The sequence below is a fragment of the Collinsella sp. AM17-1 genome, from assembly GCF_003470665.1.
Lineage (GTDB): Bacteria > Actinomycetota > Coriobacteriia > Coriobacteriales > Coriobacteriaceae > Collinsella.
In genome coordinates, this window is the sequence record NZ_QRJZ01000001.1 from 135,882 (window position 1) to 155,113 (window position 19,232).

A 19,232-nucleotide genomic window follows, 5' to 3' on the forward strand; every position below is an offset into this window, starting at 1 on the left:
TGTTCGGCTCCATTTCAAACTCGGCTGCATGGACGAACGTGCGAAACAGATTCTTGGCAGGCGGGTCGAAGAGACACGCAGAGACCTTGGTATCTCCAAGGTTGATTTTTGTGTGGCGACAGGAATCAGCCGACCCTACCTCGACCGAATCGAAGATGGGACGGCAAATTTCACGCTCAAGGTTCTATTTAAGATCGCGCCCGCACTCGGCATGACGGTGTCAGAGCTTCTCGAGGGTATCGAGTAGCCTTTTTTTGCTAGATTTGCCGTTTGTTGAACGGGTCCCCCCGACGGCGGCGTGCAAAAACGCGAGTATTCAGCATCCCTCAATAATTTGACGGCAGCCGGGGCCACAAATACGACGCGTAATGTTTTGGATTATCCACAAAATTCAATAATATGAGGAATAACAAGCGCGTGGAACGAGTCTTTCGAGTCGAAAGGCAATTTACAGCCAGCGGTTTTAACGTTCCCGGAAGGGGCGGATGCTGAAAACTCCGCTTTTTGCACGTTCCGAGGGGTATCACGTGCCCTACAAGGCCCAAAGAGGCGGATTTTGTTTTAGCTACGCCATCGGGATGCGGTCGTGGTTGACTTGGCTGTAGAACAGGCGCTGAATCTCTGCTGCATCACGTGACTGGCCGAGCGCCCACATGGTTTTGGCCACGAGCGTCTCGGTGGTCATGTCGTCGCCGCGCAAAATACCCGGATGATCGGCGTAAGCTCGGCCGACCTCATAAACACCCAGGTCAAGGCCCTCTTCGGGGACCTGCGTGGTCATAACGACAGTACGGCCCGAATCGACCCAGCGGAAAATCGCCTCCTGGAATGACTCGCCGGACTCGCCAAACTCGGGGATACCGCCAATGCCAAAGGTCTCCAGAATCACGGCGTCGTAGCTATTGGCCAGGGCGTCCAGGATACCCGGGTTCACGCCGGGCGTAAGCTTGAGTACAAATACACGCGGGTCGATACTGTCGTAGAAACGAACCGGGCTCTCATTCTGGTGGGTGCCGTGGAGCCCATTGCGCACGATGCGGTCGTTGCGGATGTAGGCGATGGGCGGATAGTTGACGCTAATAAACGCGTTAAAGCTCATGGTGCGCTGCTTGCGGGCGCGCGTACCGGCAATAGCGACGCCGCCAAACACGATTGAAACATCGTGCGAATGCTCGTCGAGCGCATAGAGCAGGCTCTGGTACAGATTGAGCTTGGCGTCGGTAAAGGGATTGCCCATGGGCTTTTGCGAGCCGGTGAGCACGATGGGCTTGGGGCTGTCCTGAATCAGGTAGGAAAGCGCTGCCGCGGTGTAGCTCATGGTGTCGGTGCCGTGCAGGACCACAAAGCCGTCGTGATCGGCATAGCCTTCGACGATGACATCGCGGATGCGCATCCAGTCGCTCGGGCGCATATTGGTGCTGTCGATGTTCATGGGCTGCACGACGTCGAGCTCGCAGAGCCCCGAGATCTCGGGGACGCTCTGGGCGAGCTCCTCACCGGTCAGGGCGGGGGAGAGGCCATTGCCGTCCTCGGTCGATGCGATGGTGCCGCCCGTGGCGATGAGAAGGATGCGCTTCATGCTGGTATTCCTATCGTATTTGCCGCCGCAGAGGCGGAGTCGTTCGGCAGTATTGTGGCACAGGGCGTCCAATGTTCAAACGTATTACATCATCTGTAACGTTTGGTAACACTCCAATTGCCGTCAAATAGGGGCCCAGGTCGTGCGTTTGCCGTGCGCTGATGGCTGCGAGGGACGAGAAACCCCATATAACGTGTACACTATGGAAGTTATTTTCGTTTATTCGCGCGGGTGGGCACCGGCTCCCCGCTGACAAGAGGGGGAACCATGGATCAAAAGGCTTCCGCAAAGGTCCTCGTACTCGACTTTGGTGCGCAGTACGGTCAGCTCATTGCCCGTCGCGTCCGCGACCTCAACGTGTATTCCGAGATTGTCCCCTGCGACATCTCGGCCGACGAGATTCGCGAGATGAACGCCTCTGCGCTCATCCTTTCTGGCGGCCCGGCCTCCGTGTACGCCGAGGACGCTCCGTCCATCGACCCCGCCATCTTTGACCTGGGCCTTCCCGTCCTGGGCTTCTGCTACGGCCATCAGATCACGGCCGTGACGCTCGGCGGCAAGGTCGGCCACTCCGAGGTGGGCGAGTACGGCCGCGCCACCATCACGCGCACGGCCGGCGCCAAGCTCTTTAACTCCACGCCCATGGAGCAGACCGTGTGGATGAGCCACCGCGACGCCGTTTCCGAGGTGCCCGAGGGCTTTACCGTTACCGCCAGCACCGACGTATGCCTGGTTGCCGCCATGGAGTGCGTCGAGCGCAAGATCTTCACCACACAGTTCCACCCCGAGGTCAAGCATTCCGAGTACGGTCAGCAGCTGCTGAGCAACTTCCTGTTTGAGATTTGCGGCCTGGAGCCCAACTGGAGCATGGACAACCTGGTCGAGACCATGACGGCCGAGTTCCGCGAGAAGGTCGGCGACGACCGCGTGATTCTGGCCCTGTCCGGTGGCGTCGACTCCTCCGTCGTGGCTGCGCTGGGCGCCCGCGCCGTGGGTAAGCAGATGACCTGCGTGTTCATCAACCACGGCCTGCTGCGCAAGGGCGAACCCGAGCAGGTGGAGGAGGTCTTCACCAAGCAGTTTGACGTCGACTTTATTCACGTTCACGCCGAGGACCGCTATGCCGAGCTTCTGGCCGGCGTGACCGAGCCCGAGGAGAAGCGCCGCATCATCGGTACGCAGTTCTGGAAAGAGTTCTTCGCGGTTGCTCAGCAGCTTGAGACCGATGGTAAACCCGTGAAGTACCTGGCCCAGGGCACCATCTACCCCGACATCATCGAGTCCGGCGCACGCAAGACGGGCGGCAAGGCCTCGACCATCAAGAGCCACCACAATCTGATTCCGTTCCCCGAGGGCGTGAGCTTCGATCTTATCGAGCCGCTCGACCACTTCTTTAAAGACGAGGTCCGCGCGCTTGGCTTGGCGCTTGGCCTGCCGGCGCATATTGTGTACCGCCAGCCGTTCCCGGGCCCGGGTCTTGCCATTCGCATTATCGGTGCGGTGGACAAGGAGAAGCTCGAGATCTTGAAGAACGCCGACGCCATCGTGCGCGAGGAGCTCGATGCGTATAACCAGAAGCTTTTTGAGGAGACTGGCGACCGCAACTCCGAGCACAGCTGCTGGCAATACTTTGCGGTGCTGCCCGACATCAAGTCTGTGGGCGTTATGGGCGACGAGCGCACCTACCAGCGCCCGATCATCCTGCGTGCCGTGGAGTCCAGTGACGCCATGACCGCCGACTGGGCCAAGCTTCCCTACGAGGTGCTGGCGAAGATCTCTGGTCGCATTGTGGCCGAGGTTCCGGGTGCCAACCGCGTGTGCTACGACATCACGAGCAAGCCGCCTGCGACGATTGAGTGGGAATAGGCCTGAGGCGTGAGATTTGCAATCCACCTGAAATTATTCCAGTGAACAATGGTGAACAACGGTATTCATAAATCATCATAGCCACCGGCAACTTTCAAGAATAATGAGACTGCACAACCCCCGAGAAAAGACCTTTTCCGGGGGTTGTTTTTTGCCCTTTCACCTGCGGAAATGATTCAGATTATCCCAAAAAGGTGGACGCCGTTTGGCACTGGTCGGCAACCATGTTCAACAATGAGTACCCATGGGCACGGTTGCAAGCCACCTGAAATTATTCCTGGAGCTGAAATCTGTCAGAAAAGGCGATTTGTAATCACTTTGTAATCACCCCGCCTTTCCGAGGGGTCGAAAATCGAATACCCCAGGTCAGAATAGGGGGATAAAAAATCGCGGAAAACGGGCGATTCGAGGACTTTCTGAGCCGATTCGAGCGCTGCGAAACGCCGAAAACAGCCTGAAATTATTCCTGGAGTGGCTTGCAAAAAGCCGCTTTCGAGGGGTGATTACAAGCCGTTTCGGAAAAGGGCGAAAAACGCGGAGGTGATTACAAATCAGACGCTCCAGCACTTGCCTTCCAAGCGTCGTAATCTCCTTGAGAAATCTCCTCAGCATCCAAACGTTCGCGTTGTCGCAGCCATGCCTCCAACGCGGCGGACAGCTTAGGCGCTTTCGGGGAGCCGTGGTCGATCGTCAGAACGATATCGCCCTTGGCGTCCCTGGAGGGCTTCAATCCGAGCTCCTCGTCGATTCTAAGGAGGTATTCGAGAGCCTTTCGGCCAGAGCTCACATCTACCTCCAAAAGTGCCTCCTGGGCAATCTCCAGAGCCTTGGCTATGGCTTCCAAATGCGCAGCGCTTGGCTTTCTGTTCCCGAGCTCGTAGTTCCTGATGGCGGAATCGGAGAGCCCGCATGCATCGGCGAGATCCGCCTGGGTCATCTTGCGCATCTTGCGATATCTGCGAATCAGTTCGCCTGTCTTCATGGGGCCTCTCCTGCGACATTGATTGAATCGTCTTCGCTGAAAAGAATAGCACGTATTCGAACGGTACGTATTGACCGTTCGTTATTGAACGTATAGTATTTCCATATACCGTTCGAAATTGAACTGTCTAGGAGGACGAAATGGAAACAGCGAGGAGGATGCTCACCGCCAAAGAAGTGGCAGCGCGCCTGGGCGTCTCCAGGACGACCGCCTACGCCGTCATCCGCGAGCTCAACGAGGAGATGGCGCGCCGCGGCTGCAAGGTGATCCCCGGCCGCGTGAGCAACGAGTACTTCGAGATCGCCTTCTTCGGCGAAAGGAGCGGAGGAGGCGATTACGAGGATGTCCGTTAAGGAGATGCCAAACGGGACGTTCACCGTGCAGTTCCGCTGCAAGGACAAGGAGGGAAACGACGTCCATAAGTTCAAGCGCGGCTTCGCAAGCAGAGCCGAGGCGGAAGCGTGGGAGAGCGACTACAAGGCGACGCGCGGGCAGTCGATGGCGATGAAGTTCTCGGATTTCCTGAAGATATACGAGGACGACATGCGCCCGCGCATCCGCGAGACCACATGGGCGACTAAGAGGCACATCATCCGGACGAAGATAGAGCCGTTCTTCGGGCGCATGAGAATGGAGGACATCCGCAGCATCGACATCGTACGCTGGCAGAACAAGCTCATGGAGGCGAAGCGCCCGAACGGGGAGGCATACTCGCCCACCTACCTGCGTACCATCAACAACCAGGTCACTGCCATATTCAACCATGCGACGCGATACTACGGCCTCTATCCCAACCCGGCGGTGAAGACCATGAAGATGGGGGCGAAGGAAGCCGGCGAGATGTCGTTCTGGACGAAAGACGAGTACCTCAGGTTCTCCGAGGCGATGCTCGAGAAACCCATGTCGTACCTCATGTTCGAGATCCTCTATTGGACAGGCGTGAGAGAAGGCGAGCTTCTGGCGCTCACCCCGGGCTCGTTCGACCTCAAACGGCTGGAGATGTACATCACTGCCTCGTATCACAGGCTGGGCGGAAGAGACCTCATCACCGACCCCAAGACCCCGAAATCCGTACGCACGATTAAGATCCCCGGGTTCCTCGGGGACGAGGTCGAGGAGTATCTGGAAGACAACCCGGGCATCGGCCAAGACGAGCGCATGTTCAAGACAACGAAGTACTACCTCGCCCACGAGATGAAGCGCGGCTGCGCCCAGACCGGCGTGAAACGGATCAGGATCCATGATCTGAGGCACAGCCACGTGAGCCTGCTCATCGACATGGGCTTCTCTGCCCTCGCAATCGCCGAGAGAATGGGCCACGAGGCGACGGACATCACGTTCCGCTACGCCCACCTCTTCCCGAACGTGCAGGAGGAGATGGCGGCAGCCCTCGAATCTTCGAAAGGAGATGCATTCTGATGCCCTGCCCGAACGAGAGACGCAAGAGGAGCATGACCATCGCCTTCAGGGTCTCGCCCGAGGAAAATGAGCTGGTGAACCTGCTCGCAGCGACGGCGCACATGACCAAGCAGGACTACATCATGTCCAAGCTCACCGACACCGCCATCGTAGTGCGCCCCAACAGCCGCACATACAGGGCGCTGAAAGACGCGATGGCGAAAGTCTATGCAGAGCTCTCGCGCATCAGACGGGCTGGAGACATGGATGAGTCACTCGTGCAGCGCGTCGAGCTCCTGATGGACATCTTCCATGAACTCGGCGAGGAAATACCCGAATCCCAGATTGATGCGGAAGCGGCAATGATTGAGGGGATGAGGAGAAGGTAAAAGCTCCTACCCCCACACTTTCAACGCTTTCTCGTAGAGCCACTCAGCGCGTTCGGCGATGTCGGATTCCGCCCATGATTCTTTTTCGAGAACATTGTGCATGGTTACCAATCCGGCAGTGCAAAGCGCCAAACCATCCTTGCCGTTCTTCCCCGACTTCTTAACATCCCAGCTTGCGTCACGGATAGAAGCATTGAGCGAATGGGTGATGATGGCAAGATTGCCGAGGGTCAGTAGGGCTTTGTCCCGGACAGAAGCCTTCTCCGCATCAAGCATTCCCCAGTTGTTGCGCCATTTCTTCGGCATCATGTGCTCGAGGCTGTACTGATTGAAGCCCAGCAAAGCCGTGCTGCTCATGCTTGGTCTTATAGCGCTTTCGAGCAGGTATAAGACCCCTTTAGACTGCAGATTATATAAACGAGACTCGAAGAAGGCTCTGTGAACTTCAGAATCGCTTGGCATGTATGTAGTTGCCTCGCCATCTGCTTCAAGAAACGTCCTTAAATTATCCGCTTCAAGCACTTCGTTGAGAATCAATGAGGTGAAGAGCCTATTGTAATTTTTCGTCGTCGCCTGAACGAGCATTCTTCGAACGATGTAGCTCTCCAGAACCGCAAAGATTTTCGACTCCTCGATAGCGGAGCAAACGTTTTTCCGGATGTACAGCATGTACGGAATAAGCGTCGAGTTCTTGAGGCCAAAAATCAAAACGTTCATTCGCTCCAAGCAGGGAGTCGGGGGGATCGCCTCGTCACAATAGCCAGGGTCGAAAGTAGACTCAAAAACCTTGGCGTAAGGCCTCATCTTCTCTAGAACAACACCTTTGTCGCCGTTGCAATATCTGCTGATGAAATCCTTATATGATTGGAAAAGATTGGACGTCCTCGAATAATAGAGTTTGTCTTCCGTTGTGACACCGTGCGATTTGTCCTGAACCAGAATCTGAAGAAAAGCGTCAAAGAAAAGATCTATAAGGGTTCGCTTGATGCGCCCAGTTACAATTTCCTGCTCCCAGTACGCTTTCTTCTCCGACGACGGTTCAAATACGTTCTCCCAACCTTCCGCAAAGGCATCTTCGTTCTCCCGGTTGAAGAAATAGTTTTTCAATAACTCTGCCGTGGTCAGCCTAACACCAAGTGAATTGATGGTATCGAATATTTGCTGCTCATCTTCCCCTTCAGTTAGGTCGATGCAGACGAATTGCACGTTTGACTTAATCGTGTTGCGATCGACTCGATCAACGTCAATGTTGGTAAGAAAGTAGTTGTATGCACGCACAATATTGGAAGAACCGTCGATAGGACTTGCGACCTTAGAACTAGTCACCGCATTGAATGCCTCCTGGTCGTAGCGCCCATGCCTCAATGCGATGTCACCGGTCTCAAGGACGAAATCACGTTCAAACAGATTTTGAGCACCGAGCTTCATGCAAAGCGCCTTGAAAAAGAGAATCATCGTCGTCAACCGCTGTTGACCATCGATGACGACTCTCTCTTCAGAAACCTGGGACCAAGTGTTGCCAGCGGAAGATTGCTTCAGGATGATGGATCCCAGAAAATAGGGACGTTTCGAGGCAGTGACAAACTCCATGTCGCTCAGAAATCGCTCCCATTGCTCCTCGCCCCAAACATAGGCACGTTGGTAAAAAGGTATTTCTAGCAAACGCGATCCGTTGAACACGCCGCTAATCGTTGCTTTTCCAGCATCCATTGCAATCTACCTTACCGCATTCTTCTGATTTTAGAATGCAATCTCCTACCATATAAACCTGAAACAGAATCAAATTTTAGTCGGTATCCACATCCGCTTTGCGGGTTTCACCAGCCAAATGCCCTCTTGCTTATTCCTGGCTTTTCGAGCCAAGGTATTTTTCTTCTGCATCATGAAACGTGGCATCAATTTCTCCAAGAATCGTCTCCCGAGAATCGAGTATCTCCTTAAATGAGGTTCTCAGCTGTTGGAAAATAATTTTTTGCGCCGGGTTGGTTATTTTATTTTCGTCTTCATCTGCAGCAATACCAACCTGGTCGTTTTCAAGCAAGCATTCGAGCGCTAGGCTGATATCTTCCGGCGTCACCTGGGATACAAGCTTGGTTTGACCTGTCTTGCCACAAAATTTCGCTTCGTTCCCATCAATTACCAACAAGTCCATAATAAGGCTTCCTTTCGTCATACGCTGTCCCGCCTGCCTCCATGAGCTTAAGGAGGACTTCGCTTCTCTCAACCATATGCCCATCCGAAGACCTCATACAGCTATCCGAAGAGTCACAAGTGTAGATTCGATGTACACCATTCTCGAAACCGGTATAAATAATTCCATCAGGCTTTATCGACACTCCGAGAACGTTGTTATGTGTTGCAAGAAATACGGTTGCCTTAGACGATATCCTTTTTATTTCCGTTGCAATAAGGGCATTGAGAAACGGGTTGTCGAAAGACGATTCAGGTTCGTCTATGAGAACGATGTCCTGGCTTGCAGCTTTATCTAATGCCTGGAAGAAAAGATATTCTGCTTTCTGGCCACCAGAGACATTTTCGCCACGCTCGTTTTCCAGCACAACGTTTATATCAAACAGGGCTCTGCTGATATCAGAAACTCCATCTGCATCAAGTATCTTCTCAACATATTCGACATCATCAAGTTTTGTAATTCCAGTAAGAGAAGTTCTAGCTTCTATAGCAGTTTTTAGAGTCTTTGCATTTCCATAAGGAATACGTTTCGTAATTCGGCTGAACTTCCCAATCTTCCTCCTGCTAATTTCGACTTCCGATTTTGTAGCCCCTCGCAATTTTGCCAAACGAATGACGTACGCTTTGCGTTTCGCAGCTTCAGCAAATGGAGACTCGGGGCAAGCCGGACGGCTGGATTCAAGGGATAGCTCCGCTTTGATTTTTTTGGATATCTTGTTGGCATAGTCGATGCACTTGCAACGCAGTGCTTTTGCTTTGTATAGATCGATAGCGATTTTAAGCAGGGAAACTAGTGTTGCCCGACCGATTCTCTCACTAATCTCAATTGATAGTGGGTTCTCATTCAGCAAGGTGATGAGAGCCTGCGCAACCTCTTGTTCCTTATTAGCGTTATCTTGCGCGATTTTTCCAGCACTGTAGATAGGGCATTTAGAAAACTCATCTTCGCGAGCTGCAGAATCGGCGTACAGAATAAGGTTCGAGATGTACTCTTTGATGCGTTTGTTTATAGTTTCTTTCGAAGGCAGATTCAACAATGCTGAAGAGATGCCATTCATTGGCTTATAGTAATCAGCTTTGATAGAAGCTTCTTCATCTGCGAGTTTTTCTCTAAATGCCTTCTCTTCTGCATTTTTGACTATATCGAACTGCCGAACATACACCACGTCATCAGGGTCACTTGACTCATAGACTCTATCGAGCAGATAGCTTTTTCCTGACGAGCGGCTACCAACGACAACATTTAAGCCAGATGCAACGTAGAGTCCGGGCGAAAGCTCAATATGGTCTTCTCGCTCGGTAATGGAAAATTTATCCTTGTCTCTGAAAGCGAGACGCAAAGAATCAAAATTCATCTCGCCAATACCAACATAGGTGTAACGTCCCCATGGAGCGATAGCGCCTTTCCCACAGCGGCAATCACTGAAAATTACGACAGGTTTTTCAGCTGATTTGTTTTCGCAATACCATTTTTTGTCGCTCGACACTTCCAGAGCGGTCACGATACCGCCCAGGGCGGTAAGTCCAGCAGAGGATATAGCTGGCTTCTTTTTGAAATGAGGAATAACAATATATGTCCCATCACCAAAAAGCTGCAAGAAATCGTTTACGGTAATCCCGTTATCACCCTGTTGGATCTCAGGAACATTCAAGCAAGCAGAAGAGAACTCATCGATTCGAGCAGGGTCGGCTATCACCAATACATGAAAGTTTTCAACACTAACTTCTATTCCAGGAAACACACAAACATTAGCTGGTACAGCATTGCAAACTTGATGATAGTTATCAGAATCAAAGAGATTGTGATTGGTCAACGCAATTGCGTCTAGGCAATTATCCTTTATACGATTTAGAAGAACATCGAGATCGAATTCAAAATCCTCGTCTAAAGGTGATGCGACCGTATGAATATGTAAATCAATACGTTTCAATATGGAGTCCCATCAGATTAAATTTGCATATAGTGGTACGTGGTCTCGACGTTGTATGTGAAGTCGTCGCCCAGGTCCAGCGCCTCGAAGTGCTTCTGGGCGCACTCGATCTTTGCGCGCTCGCTCGGGCGCAAGACGGGCGTGCCGTTGCCGCCGCCCTTGGTCTCGGTGACGAAGTAGACGCGCTGCTTGCCGTCCACGTCCTCGACGTACGCCCAGTCGGGGTTGTAGCTGCCCAGCGGCGTGTCGATTTTGAACTTCGATGGAAGCTTTGCGAACACCTTCACGGCTTCCGACTGGTCGAGCGCCATCGCGTAGGGCTTCTCGACGCTGGAGGAGTCGTAGACCACGTAGTTGTAGAGCGACTTGTGGTGCAGCGGCTCCCAAGCGTTCTGATCCAAGAAGGCAGTGAGGTCCTCGACCGCCAGCACGTCCATGGTGTACCAGTCGCTCTCGGGCAGTCGCGTGTACTTGATGCCCCGCGCCATGACCTCGACCTTCGCCGCCTCGATCTTGGCAGCCACCTGCGAGAGGAACGTCATGGGGTCGACCCCGAACTCGTCCATGCGCCCGCACCCCTCCAGGATGCGGAAGATGGTCCTGCGCGTGAGCCCGACGGCGTCCTGCAGCTCGGATATGGGGTCGGGCAGGTCGTAGACGCGGCTCACGTCCGTGGTGACCACCGAGGTGCGCACGTCTCCCGCCGCGGCGACGCCGGCGTCGCCGACGTCGAGGGAGGCCTTGCTGCTTATCACCTCGAGCGGCTTGACCTTGGGCATGAGCGCGATCTCGGCGATCGCCTTCTCGACGAGCGCGTCGGAATCGATGTCCATCTCGAAGCGCGTGGTCTGGCGTATGCGCTCCCACAGCTCCTGGAACGCCGGGTCCAGCGTGACGTCCTTCTCGAGCTCGACCTCCACCTGCTTGCTCTTGTCCTTGATCTGCAGCTTCTGGGACTTGCGCAGGATGACGGAGGCAACCTGGTCGGCCACCTGCTGCAGCTCCTCGGGAAGCTCGATGCTCCCCGCCTCCGCGAGCTCCTTGAGCTCGGGTGTCACCTCTCCCGTCTCGGTGACGAGCCCTTCGGCCTTCAGCGCCTCGTACACTTCCTCGGAGCGCTCGAAGCCCAGGTCCTCCTCGCTGCCGTCGGGGTTTTTGAGCACCAACTTGGTGAAGGACTCCGGCGCGATGACGCCAAAGCGGTAGCCGTCCCGCTCGAACTCGGTCTGCAGGTCGGAGGCGAAGCGCTCGTATGACTCGTTGGCGATGACGGTGAGCACGTTCACATCGGGGTCGTAGCTGCGCTCGCCGTCCTGGTTGACGGGGAGGCGTAAGCCGCGGCCAATCTTCTGGCGCTTGGTGAGCGTGTCATTGGTCTCCACCAGCGTGCAGATCTGGAACACGTTGGGGTTGTCCCAGCCCTCCTTCAGCGCCGAGTGGCTGAAGATGAAGGCGACGTTTTTGTCAGGATCCTTGCCGTCGGGGAAGGACACGAGCGTCTCCTTCTTCTTCATGATGAGCTCGAAGGCAGAGGTGTCCGCCGCAGTGGACGCGCCCTCGCGCGAGTCCTTGAACTTCCCCTTGCCGTCGCGCGCGAAGTAGCCTTGGTGCAAGCCAGCCGGATCGGTCGGCAGGGGCACGCCTGCGCGCTCGTAGCGGCGTTGCCACTTCTTGCTGGTTGCTATCTCGCGGTACTTGCGCTCGAATATCTCGGCGTACTCGCCGTTGTGGACCTCGGGCTCGTAGACGCGGTACTTCTCCACCTTGTCGATGAAGAACAGGCTCAGGACTTTGATGCCCAGCTTCCAGAGCCTCAGCTGGCACTCCAGGTGGTCCTCGATGGTGCGGGCGATCTGCGCCTCCTTGACGGCGAGCGCCGCCACGTCGCCTAGGGCGTCTCCGATCTCGAGGTACTCGCCGTTCACAAACTCGACGAACTCCTCGCCGGGCACGGTGCCGATGTTGCTCACCACCCAGCCATCCTCGTAGTCGGCGTTCTCGCCTGACTTCATGTACAGGTCGTCGCCGGTCTTGACGGTGACTTTCTTGCGCTTCTGGCTGCCGTCCTTCTGGCGGCAGTCAATGGTGACCTTGGCCTTGTAGCCGTTCTTCATGTCGGCGGACTCCAGGCGCACGAAAGCGCCGTTCATGTCCTCCTGCGAGAGGACCGAGTCGACCACGATGCCCTTGACGAGGTTGCGCTGGAACGCATCGACCGGCCCCAGCTGATAGACCTTGTTGTAGGGCTCCTTATGCGTGGCAGAGTAGCGCAGCACGAACAGCGGATTCAGGCTCCTGATGGCCGCCTTCGCCTTGGCGGTGTTGTCGACGCTCTGCGGCTCGTCAATGATGACTATGGGATTGCAGGCACTCACCAGCTCCTGCGGACTGCGGCCGCCTATGAGCCTCTCGCTGGGGCGATGGAAGATGTTCACCATGCCCTTCTTCTCGTCGCTGGCGAGCTCCTTGTTGAAGGCGCCGATGTTGATGATCATCACCTGGATGGCGGCGGACGTGGCGAAGTTGCCCACGGGCCCCATGTCCTTGGAGTCGTAGACGAAGAACTCGAGCGGCGTGCGGTCGTAGAGCCCCTCGAAGTGCCTGCGCGTGCTCTCGAAGGACTTCTTCACGCCCTCGCGGATGGCGACGGAGGGTACCACGATGACGAACTTGGTGAGGCCGTAACGCTTGTTCAGCTCGTAGATGGTTCGGATGTAGACGTAGGTCTTGCCCGTGCCCGTCTCCATCTCGACGCTGAAGTCGCGAAGTCGCCCGTCGGTGGTCACCGAGGTGCGCGGCAGGCTGTTCTCCTCCTGCACGGCGTGCAGGTTCTCCTCGAGCTGACGGGCGGACGCGCGCAATCCGTTGGCATGGCCCACGATTGCCTGTGTGTCGTACATGCCTCCGAATGTGCCCGCGGTGAAATCAGAGGCCATGAACTCCTGGCCGCGGAACAGGTTACACACTGCCTCGACCGCGGCGGTCTGGTGCTCCTGGTCGGCGGTGTACTTGAACTCCAGAGAGGCCATGCGCCTACACCGTCCTCAGGTCGATGGTCACCTGGTGCTTCTCCTCGGCGTGTTTGAAGATCTGCACGGCGTTGAGCTTAAGCGTGTCGTCGAGGATGGAGTCGAGCATGAGCACGCGGCTGGGGAGCCTGTCCGCTATCGCCTGGATCGCCCCGACGGTGAGTCCCTTCTGCATGCAGCAGATGAGGGCGTCGCCTGCCACGGAGTAGCAGGGGTAGCCGCCTATCTCGGTCTTCTCTATCGGGTAGGTGAGCTCGATGCCCCACTTGAGCATCATCTCGAAGACGATGTCCTCGTCGGTGCGTTCGGGCTTCACACGGTCGAGCATGAGCTGACCGGGCTCGGGCTTTGCAATGCCGGAGTCGTCAAGCTTAAGGACGCGAAACCCGATGTCGGGAACCTTCTTCGGCTCTTCGCCGATTTTGAGCTGTCGGTTCGATTCCTCGATTTCCTCGGCGATCTTCTTTCCCGCTCGGCGAATGCGCTCTTCACCAATGTCACACAGGTTGGAATATCCCGCTTTAAAAGCTTCGCTGCCATCCAGCGTTTTTTCAGGTAGTTGAATCATTATGAAATGTCGATTACCGCCATCTAGAGCATTTTCCTGCATGACTGCATCTGCCATCGAAGCGGAGCCAGAAAAGAAATCCATGACGATGCTGCCGCAATCGGAGGCATGCTCTAATACCCTTCTCATCAAAAGGGTTGGTTTCGGAAAATCAAAATATTTACCTCCGAGAAGGTCCTTTGCTTCTTTTCCTCCCATGTCCGTATTGCCGGCATATTCCTGCTTCCAAAGGTTAACTGGAGTAATCCCGCGAGCCTCCGAAAGATAATTCTTCTTACGTGGATACAGAGCCTTTCCATCCAAGCCCCACCAGAGCCGCCCTTCAGCAATATGCTTCTCGCATTCTTCTTGTGAATATTTCCATGCATTTGTCGGATGTCCAACAATCCTGCCATCTGGTGCGGGAATTTTATACACTAGGTTCGGCCTGTCTTCTCTTCTAGCGGGATTCACGTAAGAGGAAGTAATCCAAGGACCACGCGGGTCGTTATCTGGATTGGTATATCCTTCATCCGAATCTGCAGTTCTCGGCAAAAGATTTACGACAAATGAACTAGATTTTGCGTAGACGAGAACATGTTCAACCATGGTCGTAAAATCAACCGTGTTGTTGCTTCGTGTATAGCGTTTCTGCCAAGCAATACAGGATTTGAAGTTACTATCTCCAAACACCTCATCGCACAGCTCCATCAGATTCTTCATTTCGTTGTCATCGATACTAATGAATATCGCTCCATCATCACTGAGTAGCTCGCGAGCCAGCTTGAGACGCGGATACATCATCGAGCACCAGTTGGAGTGGTAACGCCCGCTCGTGTCGGCGTTGGATTGACCGGAAAGCCCAGCCTGCTCCCTATAGTTCTCGATGCTGTCGCCGAAGCTGTCGCGGTATACGAAGTCGTGACCCGTGTTATATGGTGGGTCGATGTAGATGAGCTTGACCTTGCCGTGATAGCCGCGCTGCAGGAGCTTGAGCACCTCGAGGTTGTCGCCCTCGATGTAGAGGTTCTGGGTCGTGTCCCAGTTCACGCTCTTCTCCGGGCAGGGGCGCAACGTGGCGGTGGAGACCGTCTGGGCCTGGCGGATGGCGTCGGCCTTGCCCGGCCAGGTGAACGCGTAGCGCTCGTCGCCCTCGTCCACCTCGTCGCCCAGGATGAGGCGAAGCTTCTCGAAGTCGATGGAGCCGTCGCCTTCCGTGGCGATTTCGGGGAACAGCTCCTTAAGCTGCTCGACGCGGTACGCCACCAGGTCTTCCGATTCCAGATCCATATGTCTAATCTCTTCCACCGCACAGCTCCTTTATCTCGGCGACCGCATGGTCACGTCTGCTCTCCGCTTCCTTCAATCTTACCCTGAGTCTCATTTGCTCGTTGAGCGACAGCTCCCTGTCCCGTCTCGCCTGCGCGAGCTCCGATGTCTCCTTGCCGAGCCGCTCCACCTCGGCGAGCAGCCGGAGGAGGCCCTCCTTGTCCTTCTCGTCGCATCCAGGGTAGAAGCCGAGCGTCTGGGAAGCCCTGACGAGGCGGGTGCGCCACATCATCTCCCGGAGGTAGGCCAGCAGGTCCTCCTGCGGCAGAGCTCCGAAGGAAAGGCCCTCGAGCATGGCCCGCGTCTGCGGGTCGTCGGGGTCGAGGGAGCCCGTCGAGCGCTGCTCCTCGACGACCATAGCGCCCTTCTCGGAGAGGCTCTTCCTTGTGAGCGCCGCGGAAAAGCATATCGCCCCAGAGCCCTCCATGAGAAGGACGGTCGGGTTCGGGAAGCACCGGTGCAGTAATCCCGCCGCCTCCGAGAAGGCTGCGCTCTTCCCGGACATCTCGCAGAGGAGGAACACGATGCTCTCGACGTCGTGCTCGTCGTCCTTGAAGGGGAGGATGCGCGTCGTCGACTTCTGCACCGTCGCGAAATAAGAAAGCCGCTTCACCTTGTCGAGCGTCTTCTGCTCGCGCTTGGTCAGCTCCGCCTGCCGCGCGACCTCCGTCTTGGGGATGCGCCTGTCCCCGGCGAGCGCCGCAGCCGGAAGCTCGAATATCTCGTTCCAGTCGATGCTCATCGCAGCACCACGAAGCTCACGAGCGAGTAGTCGTCGAAGCCGAGGACGCCGCCGCTTCCCACCTCGCCCAGGCTGAAGAGGGACTCGATGCCCTTCTCCTCCTGCATGCCGGTGATGGACGCCACAGCGGCGTTCAGGAGCTCCGTGTAGCGCTCCATGCGCGATCCGTCCCTGGTCTCCCTGTTGAACGCCCGGCATAGCTCCGCCACCGGCTCCGCGCATCCCGCGCAGGCGGCGCGCATGAGGTCGAGGGCGGTCTTCGGCTGCGTGTGGGCAGACACCCTCGAGCCGTCCTGCGACACGTAGACCAGGCAGTACGGGAAGGTGGGATTGGAATCCTTCGGGTCGCGGGAGGCGTCGTTCTGCCTCAGGCAGAAGACCACGCCCGGCGCGACCTCGCCGCGCAACTCGTCGGGTATCGCCGCGACGGCGTGCAGGCCGGCAGGCGAGGTCTCCAGAAGCCCCGGGTGCACCGCGTCGTAGCGCTGCAGCTCCACGCGGAAGTCGTCGAACTGGAAGTCGGTGATGGAGATGCCGCCCGAGATGTCCTCGAGGTCCAGCACCTCCTCCTGCAGCTGCTCGAGCTGCTTGCGGCGGTACATGAGGTCGTTCATCTCGTCGGCCGCCTTGCCCTCCAGCACGTTCTCCTCGCCGGTGGCGCTGGCGTCCATGAGCGCCATGCGGCCCTTCACGCGGCCCTCGAGCTGGATGTACTCGTCGAGCTCCACATCCGGCCAGAAGTCGACGAGCTGGATCTGGGCGTTGGTCGAGCCCAGGCGGTCGATGCGCCCGAAGCGCTGGATGATGCGCACGGGGTTCCAGTGGATGTCGTAGTTCACCAGGCAGTCGCAGTCCTGGAGGTTCTGGCCCTCGGAGATGCAGTCGGTGGCGAACACCACGTCTATCTCGCCCTTCTCCCGCTCGCGCTCGGGAAGCTCCTTGGAGATTGGGGAGAAGCGCGAGAGCACGTTCTCGAACGTGGTTCGCGGCAGCTTGAGCGACCAGGTGCGGCACCTGGTCCCGGCAATCTCGGCGCACTCGAGCCCCAGCTCCTCGGAGAGGCTTTCCGACAGCTCGTCGAACAGGTAGTCGACCGTGTCGGCGAACGCGCTGAACACGAGCACCTTGCGGTTGCCCGGGTTGTACGGGTTGCGGACCTTTTCCTCGATGAAGCTTTTCAGCTTGACGAGCTTGGCGTCGCGCTCGGGCGTCACCGCGTCGGCGTACTCGAGGAGCTTCCCCAGCTGGAATATGTCGTAGTCGAGGTCCTGCCCCAGCCTGATGGCGTCCACGTCGCGCAGGTCGACCTTCACCTTGCCGCCCTGCTCGAACTCCTCGGCGTCGTCCTCGTCGTCGAACTCGGCGTCCCAGCCCGAGGCGTCGTAGGAGGCGCCGGACGACTTCGCGTCGAGCTCGCGCCGAAGCGTTTCGGCGCCCTCGAGTATGCGGCGCAGCGTGATGCGAAAGCTGTTCACGGAGGACTCCATGCGCTTTAGCAAGTTCACCCGCATGAGGTTGGCCACGGCGGCGGTGCGGTGCACCTGGCTCTGGAAGTCCTTGCCCCAGGTGTCCCCGTAGCGATCCTCGTAGTCCGCCACCTTGTCGAACCTCACGTATGAGAGCAGCTGGTACTGCGCGAAGGTGAGCTGGGCGATCATGTTGTTGAGCTCGCCTATGGGAGGGAGCTCCCCCGCGAGGTCGATGGGGGTCTTGAACGACAGGGGCTTGCGGCGCTTCGGGAAGGTGCCGGTGGCCGCCCCGTAGTACTTCATGATGTGCTTGCGGCTGCGCGCGATGGTGAGCACGTCGAGCAGCTTGAAGTAGTCGGCGTTCACCATGGCGGCGAAGCTCTCCGTGGTGCGCTCGCCGTCCTCGAGCTTGCTCCACTCGTTGAAGCGCTGCTGCGCCACGCGCGTCACCTGCGTGATGGAGGGGATGCCGTCGCTTTCCGCAAGGTAGGCGTCGTCGCCCTCGGTGATGAGCTCTATTTGGTTGCGCAGGTCGAGCAGGCGGTTGTTCACGGGGGTCGCAGACAGCATGAGGACCTTCGTGCGGCGGCCGCTCTTGATGACGTCCTCGATCAGGCGCGTGTAGCGGTCCTTCTTCTCGGAGTCGGTGGACTTGTTGCGGAAGTTGTGGGACTCGTCTATGACCAAGAGGTCGAAGTTGCCCCATCTCAGGTGCTCCAGGTCCACCTCGCCGCTCTTGCCGTAGTAGCGCGAGAGGTCGGTGTGGTTGAGCACCGTGTAGCTGAAGCGGTCGTCGGCGAGCGGGTTGCGGTCGTCGTTGTCGTTGGTCCACAACGTCCAGTTGTCCCGCAGGCGCTTAGGTGCCAGCACCAGCACGCGGGCGTTTCGCTCCTGGTAGTACTTGATCACGGCCAGCGCCTCGTAGGTCTTGCCCAGGCCGACGCTGTCGGCGATGATGCAGCCCTTGTACTTCTCGAGCTTGCGGATGGCGCCCACCACGGCGTCCTTCTGGAAGTCGTAGAGCTTGTTCCACACGACGGAGTCCGCGAAGTCCTCCACAAAGGTGACCGGGTCCTCCTCGGCGTCGTCGAGGTAGTCCCTGAACAGGTGGTAGAGCGTGAGGAAGTAGACGAACTCCGGCGGGTTCTCGCGGTAGAGCGTCTCGATCTGCGCCGCCACCCTCTCCGTCACGTCCTCGACGAGGGCGGGGTTGTCCCATATCCCGTCGAACATCGCCTTGAGCCCCATCGCCTCCTGGGTCGTCTGGAAATGGCTCACCCCGGTGATGACGTCGGGCTTGCGCTCGTAGCCGAGCCCCTCGAGAGTGAAGGAGTTCGAGGCGGACCCCATGAACGCCTCCGACTCCCCTCGGGGGTTGTCTACGTGGTAGGTGCCGGTCGTGCCGATCAGCCCCGCCTGTCGGGCGGTCTTGAAGGTCGCGCGCTGGCGAACCCATTCAGCGCACTCGCGCGCGAGCGCGCGCTGGTTGATGTTGTTGCGCAGCGTGAGCTCGAGGCCGGTGCCGCCGATGCCGCGCTCGCGGTCGCGCCGCCTGAGCTCGAACTCGCGCGGCTCCTTCTCGCGCTCCATCCGCTTGGCGAAGGTGGGCTCGCTGAACACGAACCTCAGCTCCGCGACCTTGGAGAGCTCCTCTTTCAGCTCGCCGTAGGCGAATACCGTGAAGTAGGACGCGATGATGGAGAGCTTGGCGTCCTCGCCGATGGCCTCCTTGAGCGCGTCGCCGAGGCGCTGCCTTCCCGTGTTGTTCAGGTATTCCAAGG

14 protein-coding genes are annotated in these 19,232 nt (G+C 57.1%); 5 read left to right on the plus strand and 9 right to left on the minus strand.

Annotated elements, in window-relative coordinates:
- The first annotated feature begins 28 nt into the window (after window positions 1-28).
- Complete coding sequence (locus DW195_RS10700; protein WP_035136926.1) at window positions 29-247, plus strand: helix-turn-helix domain-containing protein; 219 nt, start codon at window positions 29-31, stop codon at window positions 245-247.
- Between the two features lie 318 nt (window positions 248-565).
- Here DW195_RS10700 and DW195_RS00550 read toward each other — a convergent pair whose 3' ends face one another.
- Window positions 566-1,579, minus strand: a complete 1,014-nt coding sequence (locus DW195_RS00550; RefSeq protein WP_118205295.1) for an asparaginase — start codon at window positions 1,577-1,579, stop codon at window positions 566-568.
- A 267-nt stretch (window positions 1,580-1,846) separates the two neighbouring features.
- Here DW195_RS00550 and guaA point away from each other — a divergent pair, with 267 nt between their 5' ends.
- On the plus strand, window positions 1,847-3,445 hold the full coding sequence (gene guaA / locus DW195_RS00555) for a glutamine-hydrolyzing GMP synthase (protein WP_118205297.1): 1,599 nt from the start codon (window positions 1,847-1,849) through the stop codon (window positions 3,443-3,445).
- 544 nt (window positions 3,446-3,989) lie between these two features.
- Here guaA and DW195_RS00560 read toward each other — a convergent pair.
- Window positions 3,990-4,427, minus strand: a complete 438-nt coding sequence (locus DW195_RS00560) for a helix-turn-helix domain-containing protein (RefSeq protein ID WP_118205299.1) — start codon at window positions 4,425-4,427, stop codon at window positions 3,990-3,992.
- 140 nt (window positions 4,428-4,567) lie between these two features.
- On the opposite strand from DW195_RS00560, the gene DW195_RS00565 reads away from it, so the two are divergent.
- From DW195_RS00565 to DW195_RS00575, 3 genes are read left to right on the plus strand one after another with little or no spacing between them, the layout of a single operon-like run.
- A complete protein-coding gene (locus DW195_RS00565; RefSeq protein WP_118205301.1) occupies window positions 4,568-4,780 on the plus strand; it encodes an HTH domain-containing protein in 213 nt (70 codons plus the stop codon).
- Window positions 4,770-5,846: a site-specific integrase gene (locus DW195_RS00570; RefSeq protein WP_118205303.1), complete on the plus strand. Its 1,077-nt coding sequence runs from the start codon at window positions 4,770-4,772 to the stop codon at window positions 5,844-5,846. Before DW195_RS00565 ends, DW195_RS00570 begins: the two co-directional genes overlap by 11 nt.
- A complete protein-coding gene (locus tag DW195_RS00575) occupies window positions 5,846-6,214 on the plus strand; it encodes a mobilization protein (protein ID WP_118205305.1) in 369 nt (122 codons plus the stop codon). Before DW195_RS00570 ends, DW195_RS00575 begins: the two co-directional genes overlap by 1 nt.
- A 6-nt stretch (window positions 6,215-6,220) precedes the next feature.
- Here DW195_RS00575 and DW195_RS00580 read toward each other — a convergent pair whose 3' ends face one another.
- The 7 genes from DW195_RS00580 to DW195_RS00615 form a co-directional block, all read right to left on the minus strand.
- Window positions 6,221-7,924 carry a DUF262 domain-containing protein gene (locus DW195_RS00580; protein ID WP_118205307.1) on the minus strand — a complete coding sequence of 568 codons (1,704 nt, stop codon included), beginning with the start codon at window positions 7,922-7,924 and terminating at the stop codon, window positions 6,221-6,223.
- A 130-nt stretch (window positions 7,925-8,054) separates the two neighbouring features.
- On the minus strand, window positions 8,055-8,366 hold the full coding sequence (locus tag DW195_RS00585; protein WP_118205309.1) for a hypothetical protein: 312 nt from the start codon (window positions 8,364-8,366) through the stop codon (window positions 8,055-8,057).
- On the minus strand, window positions 8,347-10,335 hold the full coding sequence (locus DW195_RS00590; RefSeq protein ID WP_147356463.1) for a hypothetical protein: 1,989 nt from the start codon (window positions 10,333-10,335) through the stop codon (window positions 8,347-8,349). The genes DW195_RS00585 and DW195_RS00590 overlap by 20 nt, the downstream gene beginning before the upstream one ends.
- A gap of 17 nt (window positions 10,336-10,352) precedes the next feature.
- A complete protein-coding gene (locus tag DW195_RS00600; RefSeq protein ID WP_118205315.1) occupies window positions 10,353-13,364 on the minus strand; it encodes a DEAD/DEAH box helicase family protein in 3,012 nt (1,003 codons plus the stop codon).
- A gap of 4 nt (window positions 13,365-13,368) precedes the next feature.
- Window positions 13,369-15,219: a site-specific DNA-methyltransferase gene (locus DW195_RS00605; protein ID WP_118205317.1), complete on the minus strand. Its 1,851-nt coding sequence runs from the start codon at window positions 15,217-15,219 to the stop codon at window positions 13,369-13,371.
- Window positions 15,206-15,982 carry a DUF4391 domain-containing protein gene (locus DW195_RS00610; RefSeq protein ID WP_118205319.1) on the minus strand — a complete coding sequence of 259 codons (777 nt, stop codon included), beginning with the start codon at window positions 15,980-15,982 and terminating at the stop codon, window positions 15,206-15,208. The genes DW195_RS00605 and DW195_RS00610 overlap by 14 nt, the downstream gene beginning before the upstream one ends.
- Window positions 15,979-19,230 carry a helicase-related protein gene (locus DW195_RS00615; protein WP_118205321.1) on the minus strand — a complete coding sequence of 1,084 codons (3,252 nt, stop codon included), beginning with the start codon at window positions 19,228-19,230 and terminating at the stop codon, window positions 15,979-15,981. The genes DW195_RS00610 and DW195_RS00615 overlap by 4 nt, the downstream gene beginning before the upstream one ends.
- Window positions 19,231-19,232: the final 2 nt, after the last annotated feature.

What these genes read in the sequence shown, in the direction of transcription:
- DW195_RS10700 (WP_035136926.1), top strand. Translation starts at nt 29, where the DNA reads ATGGACGAACGTGCGAAACAGATTCTTGGCAGGCGGGTCGAAGAGACA.
- DW195_RS00550 (WP_118205295.1), bottom strand. Translation starts at nt 1,579, where the DNA reads ATGAAGCGCATCCTTCTCATCGCCACGGGCGGCACCATCGCATCGACC.
- guaA (WP_118205297.1), top strand. Translation starts at nt 1,847, where the DNA reads ATGGATCAAAAGGCTTCCGCAAAGGTCCTCGTACTCGACTTTGGTGCG.
- DW195_RS00560 (WP_118205299.1), bottom strand. Translation starts at nt 4,427, where the DNA reads ATGAAGACAGGCGAACTGATTCGCAGATATCGCAAGATGCGCAAGATG.
- DW195_RS00565 (WP_118205301.1), top strand. Translation starts at nt 4,568, where the DNA reads ATGGAAACAGCGAGGAGGATGCTCACCGCCAAAGAAGTGGCAGCGCGC.
- DW195_RS00570 (WP_118205303.1), top strand. Translation starts at nt 4,770, where the DNA reads ATGTCCGTTAAGGAGATGCCAAACGGGACGTTCACCGTGCAGTTCCGC.
- DW195_RS00575 (WP_118205305.1), top strand. Translation starts at nt 5,846, where the DNA reads ATGCCCTGCCCGAACGAGAGACGCAAGAGGAGCATGACCATCGCCTTC.
- DW195_RS00580 (WP_118205307.1), bottom strand. Translation starts at nt 7,924, where the DNA reads ATGGATGCTGGAAAAGCAACGATTAGCGGCGTGTTCAACGGATCGCGT.
- DW195_RS00585 (WP_118205309.1), bottom strand. Translation starts at nt 8,366, where the DNA reads ATGGACTTGTTGGTAATTGATGGGAACGAAGCGAAATTTTGTGGCAAG.
- DW195_RS00600 (WP_118205315.1), bottom strand. Translation starts at nt 13,364, where the DNA reads ATGGCCTCTCTGGAGTTCAAGTACACCGCCGACCAGGAGCACCAGACC.
- DW195_RS00610 (WP_118205319.1), bottom strand. Translation starts at nt 15,982, where the DNA reads ATGAGCATCGACTGGAACGAGATATTCGAGCTTCCGGCTGCGGCGCTC.